We start from the raw sequence: 12945 nt of genomic DNA, 5'->3' as shown, positions 1-12945 counted from the left end.
TTTCAAATAATATATATTAACACCATTTTTTTACCCATAACATCCCGGTTATTTAACTTTTTGTTACCTAACCAATATATTATTCTGCAAATCAACTTGATTATCGCTATTATTTTAGCATAAAATATTCAAAGCAATATTCATTCATTGTAATTTTTAAAGGCTATCTCAACATTGCCCTATTCAATTGACATTTTTTTTTTAGTTTTGAGGGATTATTAAAGGAGCAAAACCTTTAACTTTTGTAGTGCGGGGGTTTACCGTACAATGTACCAGAACCTTAAGATTACAGATTAACACAGAACAATTAAAAAACAAATCTCTTTAAAATTAGATATGAACCGTCCATAACTAAACATCTGTAAAATGATGATCTAATTATGGTAAGCTCCATCTGAAAGATAAATAACAAATTAAAAGAAACAGATGAATTACGACGTTATTGTTTTAGGCAGCGGCCCAGGTGGTTACGTAGCTGCAATCAGAGCTTCTCAATTGGGACTAAAAGTTGCCATTGTGGAGCGTGAATCATTAGGTGGTATTTGTTTAAACTGGGGCTGTATCCCTACCAAAGCACTTTTAAAAAGCGCTCAGGTTTTCGAATATATCAATCATGCTGCTGATTACGGAATTACTACTGCTGGTGCAACAGCAGATTTTGCCGCTGTTGTAAAACGCAGCCGCGGTGTTGCCGATGGCATGAGTAAAGGCGTTCAGTTTTTAATGAAAAAAAATAAAATTGACGTAATCATGGGAACTGGTAAAGTTAAACCAGGGAACAAATTAGAAGTTAAAGGTGCGGATGGTTCTCAACAGGAACTAAGTGCTAAAAACATCATCATTGCCACAGGCGCGCGCTCAAGAGAGTTGCCAAACCTTAAACAGGATGGTAAAAAAATTATCGGCTACCGCCAGGCAATGGTACTTCCTGAATTACCAAAAAGTATGGTAGTGGTAGGTTCGGGCGCTATCGGTGTAGAATTTGCTTATTTCTACGCTACAATGGGCACCAAAGTAACCATTGTTGAGTTTATGGATAACGTTGTTCCTGTAGAAGACGAAGATGTATCTAAACAATTATTGCGCAGCTTGAAAAAAGTGGGCATCGATGTAATGACTTCAGCAAGCGTTGAATCAGTTGATACCAGCGGCGCAGGTTGCAAAGTTTCGGTTAAAACAGCTTCAGGTATGCAGACTATCGAGGCCGATATCGTACTTTCGGCTGCTGGTATTGTTGCCAATATCGAAAACATTGGTTTAGAAGAAACCGGTATCAAAACCGAAAAAGGTAAAATCGTTACTGACGAGTTTTACAATACTTCGGTTAAAGGTTACTACGCCATTGGTGATGTAGTTGGCGGACAAGCTTTAGCACACGTTGCCTCTGCAGAAGGTATTATCTGTGTAGAAAAAATCGCTGGTCAGCATGCTGAGCCTTTAGATTATAACAACATTCCTGGATGTACTTATTGCACACCAGAAATTGCTTCTGTAGGTTATACCGAAAAAGCGGCTAAAGCGGCGGGTTACGAATTAAAAATTGGTAAGTTTCCGTTTTCAGCTTCAGGTAAAGCAAGTGCTGCCGGTGCTAAAGATGGTTTCGTAAAATTAATCTTTGATGCTAAATACGGAGAATTATTAGGTGCGCACATGATCGGTGCCAACGTTACCGAAATGATTGCCGAAATTGTTGTGGCTCGTAAATTAGAAACTACCGGACACGAAATGATCAAATCTGTTCACCCTCACCCAACCATGAGCGAAGCCATTATGGAAGCTGCTGCTGATGCTTACGGAGAAGTGATACACTTATAATATACGGTTAATCGTTAAAACTGTTAAATTGGTTAATTGTGAATAGCAATTAGCCAATTTTAGTTTTAACCCATTTGCAATTAAACGATTAGCTTTCCTATCAATTAACCAATTTAAACAATTAACCAGTTAACCTTACTTCATGAAACTTCATACCATAAACACAGGCTTATTTAAATTAGACGGCGGCGCCATGTTCGGCGTGGTACCTAAGGCCATCTGGCAAAAAACCAATCCTGCCGATAGCAATAACCTTTGTACCTGGGCCATGCGTTGTTTATTGATTGAAGAAGGAAATCAATTGATTTTAGTGGATACCGGCATCGGAAACAAACAGGATGAAAAGTTTTTCAGCCATTATTACCTGCATGGCGATGATTCTATGGAAAAATCGCTCTCACAATTGGGTTTTGGCATGGCAGATATTACAGATGTTTTCCTTACACACCTTCATTTTGATCACGTAGGCGGGGCAATTATGAGGGAAAATGAAAAACTGATTCCTGCTTTCAAAAATGCAACATACTGGAGTAACGAAAAACACTGGCAGTGGGCAGTTGAACCAAATGCAAGGGAAAAGGCTTCGTTTCTAAAAGAAAATATTTTACCTATCCAGGATAGCGGACAGCTTAAATTTATAGCCGAAAAAGAAAATATCGAGTGGCAAAAGAATATCAATATCAGCTTTGCTTACGGCCATACTGATGCCATGATGTTGCCTAAGATCAATTATAAAGGAAAAACGATCGTATATATGGCCGATCTTTTACCATCGGTTGGTCACCTTCCCCTACCCTATGTAATGGCTTACGATATGTTCCCGTTAAAAACGTTAACAGAAAAACAGGCTTTTTTAGAAGAAGCTGTGAACAACAACTATATATTGTACTTAGAGCACGACCCCGTTAACGAATGCTGTACTTTGCAACGTACTGAAAAAGGGATCCGCGTAGCAGAAACCTTTAACCTGAGCGATATATAATGATCAGACCAGCTAAACCCACTGATGCTACAGCAGTAGTGCCATTAATTATCCAGGCGATGGGCAAACTGGCGAGTAAATTAACCCATGTTGAAGAGGGGCACGTGCTGAAAGAAATCTTTACTCATTTTTTTCAGCTGGAGGGCAATCAATACAGTTACGAAAACACACTGGTTTTTGAAGAAGAAGGTAAAGTTTTGGGATCACTGAATGCTTATGATGGCGGAAAACTGCTTGAACTCCGTAAACCGTTTCTTAACTATGTAGTTGAACATTACCATGCAAACAACGCCAATCAAGATGCGGAAACCGAAGGCGGAGAGTTTTACCTCGACAGCATCAGTGTCAATCCTTCAGCCCAAGGGAAAGGAATTGGGAAACAGCTGATTAAAGCCGGTATAGATTGGGCTAAAAAACTTGGTCACCATACTGTTGGCCTTCTGGTAGAAAAAAATAATCCAAATGCATTAAGGCTCTACGAAAAAATGAATTTCGTTATCCAGAACGAAAAACAATTTATGGGCGGATTATACCATCACATGATTTTTAAAATCAAATAATTAGCCTCTGGTCATTCACCTGGCACCGCCAAACGCCCAACTCCAGCCGGTTCTCAAATTTATTTTGGTTTTTATTTGTATTTAATCTAAATAATGCCAATTTTTGTAACCGATGGAAAAAGCATGTATTGACATTAACGAACTGGTTAACGTATTCTCAAATACCCATGGTTCTATTTATCAGTCAGATAAATTAAACTGCTTTTATGTAGATTTTGGCGGCAAGTTTGCACGCTATAACTGCCTGTCGCTTCAAAAACTGAAAACAGTTGTCGAAAATATCGATATTGAAGCCCTTCTTTTAAATACCCATAAAGCCGATTTCGAACTGGTTACCTTTAATGGTTGCGAGCACATTTATTTATTAAGTGCCTTAGAAATTATTGCCTTGAAAGATTTATTACAGGGAACTTTCACCATGTTCAAACTTAACCATATTATTAGCGACTGCCTTTACAGATTGGTTTATTAGTGAAATTGGTTAATCGGTTAATTGTTTAAACTGGTTAACTGTCCACAGCAAATTGCCAATTGTAAACTGTTTAACTGCAATTCCTCGAACATCACTCTACTTGCTCAGGTTGTCATTTCTACTGGAGCGTTAGTCCCGAATATTCAGAGAGAAATCTATTCCATGCATTTCTCATCAAGATCCTTCATTACATTATCATTTGACAACACCTTATACTAGCTAATATTGATTACTTTATATAAATATTGTATTCCCGACCAACTAGGCCATAGCACGGTATCTCCGTTTTACTTAGTTCCGGCATAACAAATTTTTCGGGCTCCACTGCCCCTGCCAACCTACCGTCTTCCAAAGAAAAATTTTCAGCCGGCATTTTTTGTTTCTTTTTGATGCCAAAAAGAAAGAGCCCTTCGGCGGCGGCGAGCCGAGGCAAGAAGGTGCAGTGGGTAAAAAAATCAATTGTACATCATTCATGCCGATTTTTATGCAATAAATTATCAGTGTTGATGACAAATTAGCTGAAAGGGATCGTTTTATCTTTAACGCTGAAAGCGATCGCTAATTGATTGTTGATGAATTGATCATTGATGAAATAACCGTCACTATACCTCTGATCTTCAACCACTATCCGTCTCGCGTTATCCTTCCATTTTCCATCATCCGTCTTACCTCTTACATCATCCACCCCGCCTTATTTAAACTGATTACAAATAACTAATTATCAGCAATTTAGACTAATTTCATATTGCAAATAAATTAGAATCGAGAACAAATTCCGTTTACATTTGTATTGTTATTAAAGTACAGAAACATGAAAGATCTAATGCGTATCAAATGTTTAATATCTCAGGATATCGAAACATTATTAAATCAGCAAATTAAAAAAGAAGCTCACTCTTCATCACTATATTTAGCAATGTCATCCTGGTGTGACCAAAATGGATTCGACTTTTCAGCAGATTATTTTTTAAAGCAATCTGAAGAAGAAAGAGTACACCAGTTAAAGTTATTCAAATATGTATTGGATATGGGCGGAAATGCAATCTCTCCGGAAGTTACCGGCATCAAAACCGACTTCGCTGGATTTAGAGAAGTTTTTGAAGATGCTTTAGAAGCAGAAATCGCCATTACCCAGAGCTTTAAAAACCTGGCCGCAAAATGCCATAAAGAGCAGGATTTCGTAACCATGGAATTTTTGAACTGGTTCTTAAAAGAACAACGTGAGGAAGAATACAAAGCCCGCAGAGCACTGGAATTGTTCGAGGTTATTGGCGAAGAAGGAACAGGAAGATGGGAAATTGATAAACACGTGAATAAAATCACTTACTCAGAAGCATAACAACAACAAAACATATATTGAAAAGCTATCCAAAACGGGTAGCTTTTTTTTTGATGATTTTTATGGCTGGCTCTTCAAATAAAAGTCCGTCATTGCGAGAAGGCTTTTTCAGCCGACGAAGCAATCTTTCTTGCAATAATCGCCAGCAGGAAAGATTGCTTCGTCGTTCCTCCTCGCAATGACGAGTTTTCTATTGGAGTTTATAAATAGTATCAGAGTGCAACGCAGCCGGGAACCACGCTCAGCTAAGCTAAATCTAACTCGAGATAGATCTTTCCATTCCAGTTTAGATGACGCTCCTCTTATTAAAACCTAACTATTTTTGCCACGGATGCACAGAAACCACGGAGAAATTTCCCCTCGCTATCCGTCATCCTCTACTTTGCCATCCTGAGCGGAGTCGAAGGATTTCTATTCCACCACGCTCCAGTCGCGATGCCGATATTCCTATAAAAAGAAAAGCCCCAGTTTTTCTGGAGCTTACTTAGTTTAGGTTGTTTGGTTTATGTTGATTATGAATAAGTCTTGAATTTTGTAAAAAAAGCGCCGTTACCAGCGCTTTTTTTAAACCAAATATATAATAATAATTAACGAGCATTACAAAAGTACAAATTTTATTAATATTAGCAAGTATTTTTAATAAAAAATTTAAATATTTTATTAAAAAAGATAAAAACACCAGAAATTAAATAAAAAACACAACTAAATAAGATACAAAAAAGCCTAATTATTAATTTTATTGATAATAAATATCATTATTTCTATATAAAAACATATTTTAAGGAAATATTTAAGCAAAATGATAGAAGATTTTATTAAAAACTATTCAAATCATCCCAAAACTTATGACGAAATGTTTTTAAATGGTGATCATTACAGGGATCACTACACAAACTTTATCAACAATTTCTCTAAAGAATCGCTCGAAAACTTAAACAAAAAGGAAGAACTCGCCAAAAAGCTGTTCATGAGTCAAGGAATTACCTTTACCGTGTACGATAGCGGCGAAGGAATCGAAAAAATCTTTCCTTTCGACATTATTCCCCGAATTATTACGTCAACTGAATGGAGTTTTATAGAAAAAGGAATAAAACAAAGGTTAAAAGCGCTAAATCTTTTCTTAAAAGACGTTTACAGCAATCAATTTATCCTGAAAGATAAAATTGTGCCCATAAATGTTATTTATTCCTGTCCGCATTTCTTAAGAGAGATGCATAATGTGAATGTGCTGCACGATATTTATATCCACATTGCAGGAATAGATCTGATTAGAGACCACGACGGAACATTTTATGTACTGGAGGATAATTTACGCACACCATCAGGAGTAAGTTACATGCTCGAGAACAGGGAAATTACGAAAAGGTTATTCCCAGATCTGATTCCGCAGTGCGGCGTAAGAAGTGTGACTGAGTATCCGGCCATACTGTATAAAAATTTAATGGCCCTCTCCCCCAGGGCAGTTTCTAACCCAACCATAGTGCTGCTTAGTCCGGGTATGTATAATTCTGCTTATTACGAACATACTACCTTGGCCCGTTTAATGGGTGTAGAACTGGTAGAAGGCCGCGATCTGGTGGTTAAAGATCAAAAAGTATTTATGAAAACCACTACCGGCCTGCAACAGGTTGATGTAATTTACCGGAGGGTTGACGATGATTATATTGATCCCTTAGTCTTTAATCCAAACAGCGTTTTGGGCGTAGCAGGCTTAATGGGTGCTTACCGCAAGGGCAACGTAGCCATTATTAATGCGGTAGGCAATGGCGTGGCAGACGATAAAGCGGTTTATACCTACGTACCGGATATGATCAGGTATTACCTTAACGAAGAGCCCATATTAAAAAATGTGCCCACCTACCAGCTGAGCAATAAAGATGAACTGGAATATGTTTTTGCAAACATTAATACCATGGTAATTAAAAAAACCAATGGAAGTGGCGGATATGGCATGTTAATGGGACACGCGGCCACTGAACAGGAAACAGAAGAATATAAAATTGAAGTATTAAAAGATCCACGCAATTTTATCGCCCAGCCTACCATTAGTTTATCATCTGCACCTTGTTTTATCAACGGAAAGCTGGCACCCCGAAGAATTGACCTCCGCCCCTTTGCTTTAAACGGGCCAGATGGCATTTCGATTGTCCCGGGTGGTTTAACCAGGGTGGCTTTAAAAGAAGGCTCACTGGTGGTAAACAGTTCGCAGGGCGGCGGCAGTAAAGATACATGGGTTTTAACTTCTTAAAATACGGGATATGTTAAGTAGAGTTGCATCAAGCCTATATTGGCTAAGCAGATATGTGGAGCGTAGCGATGGGATGCTGCGCATGTTAAAAATAAATTACGCTTCCTCGCAGGATACCATACAGGAATTTACCTGGAAGCCCGTGATCAGGATTTTTTCATCAGACGACGAAAACGAGTTATTAAATATCCAGCACGATAGCCGGGCCGTAATTGAATACCTTTTGCTAAACCGTGAAAACCCAAATTCGATTTTAAACATCGTTACGCTTGCCCGTGAGAATGCAAGAAGTGTTCAGGAACATATTCCGAAAGACCTATGGCAGTGTTTAAACGAATATTACCATGCGGTAAAGGATGAAAAATTATTGTGGTATGTGCAAAAGGATGATCCTATCACGGCATTAGATGTTTTGATTAAACAGGTAATGTTATACCATGGCACAGCGGATAGCGTAATGGAGCGCGGCGAAAGCAGAAGTTTTATGAAAATCGGGAAACACCTGGAGAGAAGTATCCAATCTATCGATATCCTGGATATCAAATTCAGTTCCATCAGCAGCAATCCTGATTTATTAACCGATATTGCCTACTGGAAACACTTATTATTATCTTTAGGTGGTTATGAATTATATTTAAAAACCTACCGGCAGGGTTTTGACGCGAAAAACATCATCGAACTGGTGATGCTCAACAATGATTTTCCGCGTTCGGCTTTGTACGCCATGAACAATATTGAAAGGTATTTTAACCGGTTAAAGAGCGAAAGCAACATTGAGCATTATAATAATTTATCATTTAAAATAGGTCGCCTAAAAAGTATGATTACCTATAGTTCGGTAAATACCATGAACGAAGAACAGCTTCACCATTACCTTACTGAAATCAGGGCCGAACTTTTCGGCATCGGAAACCTGTTAAATGAGTATTATTTCGCTAATTCATAATTTTTCAACCACAGATGGACACAGATTAACACGGATATTATGCTGTGTTAAAATATAATAATAGCCAATATGCCAATTTTCAAAATCAAACACATCACCAACTATAAATACGAATTGCCTGTTCGCGATAGTGCCAATCAGATTATTTTGTTCCCGATTAAGGATGACTATCAAAAAGTAGTTAAACACGACCTGAATATCTCCGGAAGTCCGGAGATTGAAATATTTATCGATTATTACGGCAATGAGGTGGGTACTTTCACGCAAAACGAGCCACACACACAACTAAAAATCTTCTCGAAGGTAAGCGTAGAAACTTTTGCAAAACCCTTACCGCAGGATGATATGTTTAGCAGCGAGCAATGGAACAGCCTCGATATGCTTAAATATGAGGTACCCTATATCGATTATTTACGGCAGGAAAGTTTTGATGGCATTAATCAACTTAAAGCAACCGCTCTGGGTATTAAAGAGCCTGATGACACCCCTTATCAAACCGCTATAAAATACTGCGCGGATGTTTTCAACAATTTCGAATACATTAAAGGCGTAACGGCAGTTGATACCACCATCGAAGAAATTTTGAAACTGAAAGCAGGCGTTTGTCAGGATTTTGCACATGTATTAACCGCTATGTTGCGTTTAACAGGCATCCCGGCACGGTATGTTAGTGGCTATATCTGCCCTAACAGAGATGGCATGCGGGGCGAAGGTGCAACCCATGCCTGGGCGGAAGCTTACCTGCCCGAATATGGCTGGTTAGGTTTAGACCCGACCAATAATTGTATTGTGAACGAAAACCACGTGCGTTTGGCGGTTGGACGTAACTTTACCGATTGCTCACCCGTAAAAGGCGTTTACAAAGGTGGTTTTGAACATATTATGGAAGTAAATGTATCAGTAGGCTACAATGATGAAGACTTCAACGATCATGAAACGTATTTCCAGCCGAAAGAAGTGAATTATACCAAACCTACCGGAACAATAAGCACTGTAAGAACTAAAAATAGCTACCAGCAGTATATGGAAGCGATGCAACAACAGCAGCAACAGCAGTAGTAGGTAGTTATCAGCTGGCAGTTTATAGTTTCATATCGTCAGCAATAAAAAGCAGCAGAGATTTATTTCAAATCTCTGCTGCTTAAAATTTCATCAATCTTTTCATTTTCAATAATCCACATCCCTATCCTTTCATCAGTAATCCCATCCATCAGATGATAAGTAAACGTTGGTTTGTTGCCTTCCATTTTAGTGAAAAGATATTTGAACACGACATTTTTATTATCTTTTAGAATTTCTGCAACCTCAATAATATGAGTGGAAATCATGAAACAACAATCTTCTATTTTAGAGAATGATTTAATCACAGATAAAGACCCATCAAAAGCATCTTTTACATTTGTACCTCTAAATAACTCATCAAAAATCACGAAAATGTTTTTAGAGACTTTAATCTTTTCAGCAACATGTTTCACCCTTAATACCTCATTGTAAAAATGACTGTACCCTTGATTTAAATTATCGGGCAAATTTATGGTCGAGATCAATCCTTGCCAAATACCAATCTCCATATATTTTGCAGGAACCGGAAGTCCTAAATGCGCTAGATAAATAGAAATACCAACAGACTTTAAAAAAGTAGATTTTCCAGCCATATTACTACCTGTAAGAAAGCAGACATTCTTTCCGGTTTCGAATTCAATATTATTACCAACAGGATTACTTAAAAAAGGATGAAAAACACCATCAATACGAAGGTGACGCTCTTTTACATTTACATTTGGCAGGATTAAATTAAATTTTCTGGCTGCCAGAAGGATAGAAAAATAGGCATCTATCTGATAGATTAAATCTAAAAACTTCTTAACTGTTTTCAGTTCCTTTTTCCTAAATATAAAATCCAGCTCTTCTAACTCAAATAAGCTAATTTTCTTTTCCTCCCGCTGAACAATCCTTTTAATTAAAGGGTGTTTGAATAAGGTAAGCAACACTTCATCAAACTCATTAATCAATACAGGTTTAGATTTATCATTTAATTCAGCAAAAACTTCGCCTAACTTTTTAAGCAAAAAAAATATTTCTTTTATCCCTTTCTCCTTTAAATAATAGGCTTGATTTGGGTAAAAGAAATAATTGACAGCTTTAGTTAATGCCGAGATCCTGGAATAAAACTTGATTTTAGAATATTGCATCAGATAACTTTCAACAAAATCTATATTGATACTATCAAGACTTAAATCGCCAGAATATGCTGAGAGATATTTTATTAAATGCTGTCGTTCGTTAATTATTTGAATAGCTGTAGATGGCGTTCTAAAAATATCGTTCAGTTTATCATTGCCTTTAATTGTCGAAGTAAAATTGAATAAAGAAAAAACACTTTTATTCAAACCATAAGCCTCAAATATGTTTAAATCACTCAGGGTTTGTTTATCTATATCAAATTTACTCATGCGCTATCTTTAACATTAAAAGCAGGTCAAAAAATCAACTAAAACTTTAATTCAAATACAGATTGAATATGGCAAAATTAATTTGATATTAAAATCATTTGAGGATAAGATTTCATCAGCAGCAGGCAGTTTTCAGTTGGCAGTTAACAGTTAGGACTGACCGCCTGCTAAAAAACTGCCTACTGAAAACCGAAAACTGTTAACTGATACATTTTTTTTTCTAAATTTGCGCCTTTTACAAATAACAATATGATTAAGAGACAGCAAATTAAAGATTTATTAAAGTCGACAGCATTTGACACAGAAGTAACGGTTATGGGATGGGTTAGAACCTTCCGTAATAATCAGTTTATTGCCTTAAATGACGGGTCTTGCATGAGCAATATCCAGGTTGTAATCGATTTTAATAATTTACCTGATGAGCTGTTAAAAAGAATAACAACTGGCGCAGCCATTTCGGCAACTGGTAAATTGATCGAATCGCTTGGAAAAGGGCAATCTGTTGAGGTTAAAGCTACCAGTTTAGAAATTTTGGGTGATAGTGATCCTGAAAAATTTCCTTTGCAGCCTAAAAAACACAGTTTAGAGTTTTTACGCGAAATTGCACACCTGCGTTTCCGCACCAATACTTTTAACGCCGTTTTTAAAGTGCGCCACGCCTTGGCTTTTGCCATTCACCAGTTTTACAACGAACGTGGTTTTGTGTACATGCACACCCCTATTATTACGGCTAGTGATGCAGAAGGTGCAGGCGAAATGTTTAAAGTAACTACTTTAGATTTCGACAATACGCCACGTAATGAGGATGGTAAAGTAGATTTCTCACAGGATTTCTTTGCCCGTGCCACCAACTTAACGGTATCGGGACAGTTAGAAGGTGAATTAGCAGCCATGGCATTTGGTAAGATTTATACTTTCGGACCTACTTTCAGGGCTGAAAATTCGAATACTACACGTCACCTGGCGGAGTTCTGGATGATTGAACCCGAATTTGCTTTTGCCGATTTAGAAGATAACATGCAGCTTGCAGAAGACATGATGAAGTATGTGATTAAATATGCTTTAGACAACTGCAAGGATGAATTAGAATTTTTAAACAGCCGTTTAGCGGAAGAAGATAAACAAAAACCGCAGAACGAACGCAGCGAATTCAGCTTGTTGGAAAAACTGGATTTCTGTTTGGCAAACGATTTTGAGCGTTTAACTTATACAGAAGCCATCAGAATTTTAAAATCTTCGAAGCCGAACCAAAAGAAACAGTTTAAATACCTGATTGATGAGTGGGGAGCTGATTTACAAAGTGAACATGAGCGTTTCCTGGTAGAGAAACACTTTAAAAAACCGGTAATTTTAACGGATTACCCAGCTGATATTAAGTCGTTCTACATGCGTCAGAATGAGCCGGATGCAGAAGGCAGACAAACCGTTGCCGCAATGGACATCTTGTTCCCAGGCATTGGCGAAATGATCGGTGGATCGCAGCGTGAGGAGCGTTTAGACCGCTTAACCAAACGTATGGAAGATTTAAATATTCCTCAGGACGAACTTTGGTGGTATTTAGATACCCGCCGTTTTGGTACTGCACCACATGCTGGTTTCGGTTTAGGTTTCGAACGTTTGGTATTGTTTGTAACCGGAATGACCAACATCCGTGATGTAATTGCTTTCCCAAGGTTCCCGAAAAACGCAGAGTTTTAGGGTTTAGGAAAAACAAATAATCCATTATCAAAGAAGTTAAGTTTTAAAAACTTGACTTCTTTTTTTGTGCCAAAAAAACTCTATAAGTTATCTCTAATGACAGATCTAAAAATCGGCGTCATCTCGACCATAGAGAGATCTTTGGCCTATATTAAAAGATCTCTCCACTATAGTCGAGATGGCGATTTATCTTAACCTGCCATCCAAATCCTTTGTTTTTGGCTAAAAAACTAATCTCCACTATTGACAGATATTAAAGAGGGGCGTCATTACGAGGAGGCTTTTCAGCCGAGGAAGCAATCTTACTACGATTGATACTATCGTGTGCTTTAAGATTCTCATCTGCCTAGCTGTTTCGTTTCTATTAAACATTTATGATTAAAACATTATTCGCTAGTCGTCCCGTCGGGACGGCTGGTGGGTAGAACCGCC

At 37.8% G+C, this 12945-nt stretch carries 10 protein-coding genes; 9 read left to right on the top strand and 1 reads right to left on the bottom strand.

Annotated features, from left to right (window positions below):
• Window positions 1-426: 426 nt before the first annotated feature.
• The 8 genes from lpdA to H9L23_RS06090 all read left to right on the top strand — a co-directional run bounded on the left by lpdA (window position 427) and on the right by H9L23_RS06090 (window position 9421).
• On the top strand, window positions 427-1815 hold the full coding sequence (lpdA, locus tag H9L23_RS06125; RefSeq protein WP_029275810.1) for a dihydrolipoyl dehydrogenase: 1389 nt from the start codon (window positions 427-429) through the stop codon (window positions 1813-1815).
• A gap of 142 nt (window positions 1816-1957) precedes the next feature.
• Window positions 1958-2797, top strand: a complete 840-nt coding sequence (locus H9L23_RS06120) for an MBL fold metallo-hydrolase (protein WP_187594133.1) — start codon at window positions 1958-1960, stop codon at window positions 2795-2797.
• Window positions 2797-3357: a GNAT family N-acetyltransferase gene (locus H9L23_RS06115; RefSeq protein WP_187594132.1), complete on the top strand. Its 561-nt coding sequence runs from the start codon at window positions 2797-2799 to the stop codon at window positions 3355-3357. Before H9L23_RS06120 ends, H9L23_RS06115 begins: the two co-directional genes overlap by 1 nt.
• Before the next feature lie 112 nt (window positions 3358-3469).
• Entirely contained in the window at window positions 3470-3829 is a 360-nt protein-coding gene (locus H9L23_RS06110) for a hypothetical protein (protein ID WP_187594131.1), read from the top strand.
• A gap of 811 nt (window positions 3830-4640) precedes the next feature.
• A complete protein-coding gene (locus H9L23_RS06105; RefSeq protein ID WP_187594130.1) occupies window positions 4641-5168 on the top strand; it encodes a ferritin in 528 nt (175 codons plus the stop codon).
• 799 nt (window positions 5169-5967) lie between these two features.
• Window positions 5968-7416 (top strand): circularly permuted type 2 ATP-grasp protein, encoded by a 1449-nt coding sequence (locus H9L23_RS06100; RefSeq protein WP_187594129.1) that lies wholly within the window; start codon window positions 5968-5970, stop codon window positions 7414-7416.
• Between the two features lie 10 nt (window positions 7417-7426).
• Complete coding sequence (locus tag H9L23_RS06095; RefSeq protein WP_187594128.1) at window positions 7427-8362, top strand: alpha-E domain-containing protein; 936 nt, start codon at window positions 7427-7429, stop codon at window positions 8360-8362.
• A 69-nt stretch (window positions 8363-8431) separates the two neighbouring features.
• A complete protein-coding gene (locus tag H9L23_RS06090) occupies window positions 8432-9421 on the top strand; it encodes a transglutaminase family protein (protein WP_187594127.1) in 990 nt (329 codons plus the stop codon).
• Between the two features lie 62 nt (window positions 9422-9483).
• Here the strand turns inward: H9L23_RS06090 and H9L23_RS06085 are convergent, their stop codons facing one another.
• On the bottom strand, window positions 9484-10815 hold the full coding sequence (locus tag H9L23_RS06085; RefSeq protein WP_187594126.1) for a MutS-related protein: 1332 nt from the start codon (window positions 10813-10815) through the stop codon (window positions 9484-9486).
• Window positions 10816-11064: 249 nt separating this feature from the next.
• Here H9L23_RS06085 and asnS point away from each other — a divergent pair, with 249 nt between their 5' ends.
• A complete protein-coding gene (asnS, locus tag H9L23_RS06080) occupies window positions 11065-12513 on the top strand; it encodes an asparagine--tRNA ligase (RefSeq protein ID WP_187594125.1) in 1449 nt (482 codons plus the stop codon).
• Window positions 12514-12945: the final 432 nt, after the last annotated feature.

The sequence above is a fragment of the Pedobacter roseus genome (genome assembly GCF_014395225.1).
GTDB classification, from domain to species: domain Bacteria; phylum Bacteroidota; class Bacteroidia; order Sphingobacteriales; family Sphingobacteriaceae; genus Pedobacter; species Pedobacter roseus.
This window is presented reverse-complemented; position numbering and strand designations above follow the sequence as displayed.

Coding starts and splice junctions, on each gene's coding strand:
- lpdA (WP_029275810.1), top strand. CDS start 427: ATGAATTACGACGTTATTGTTTTAGGCAGCGGCCCAGGTGGTTACGTA.
- H9L23_RS06120 (WP_187594133.1), top strand. CDS start 1,958: ATGAAACTTCATACCATAAACACAGGCTTATTTAAATTAGACGGCGGC.
- H9L23_RS06115 (WP_187594132.1), top strand. CDS start 2,797: ATGATCAGACCAGCTAAACCCACTGATGCTACAGCAGTAGTGCCATTA.
- H9L23_RS06110 (WP_187594131.1), top strand. CDS start 3,470: ATGGAAAAAGCATGTATTGACATTAACGAACTGGTTAACGTATTCTCA.
- H9L23_RS06105 (WP_187594130.1), top strand. CDS start 4,641: ATGAAAGATCTAATGCGTATCAAATGTTTAATATCTCAGGATATCGAA.
- H9L23_RS06100 (WP_187594129.1), top strand. CDS start 5,968: ATGATAGAAGATTTTATTAAAAACTATTCAAATCATCCCAAAACTTAT.
- H9L23_RS06095 (WP_187594128.1), top strand. CDS start 7,427: ATGTTAAGTAGAGTTGCATCAAGCCTATATTGGCTAAGCAGATATGTG.
- H9L23_RS06090 (WP_187594127.1), top strand. CDS start 8,432: ATGCCAATTTTCAAAATCAAACACATCACCAACTATAAATACGAATTG.
- H9L23_RS06085 (WP_187594126.1), bottom strand. CDS start 10,815: ATGAGTAAATTTGATATAGATAAACAAACCCTGAGTGATTTAAACATA.
- asnS (WP_187594125.1), top strand. CDS start 11,065: ATGATTAAGAGACAGCAAATTAAAGATTTATTAAAGTCGACAGCATTT.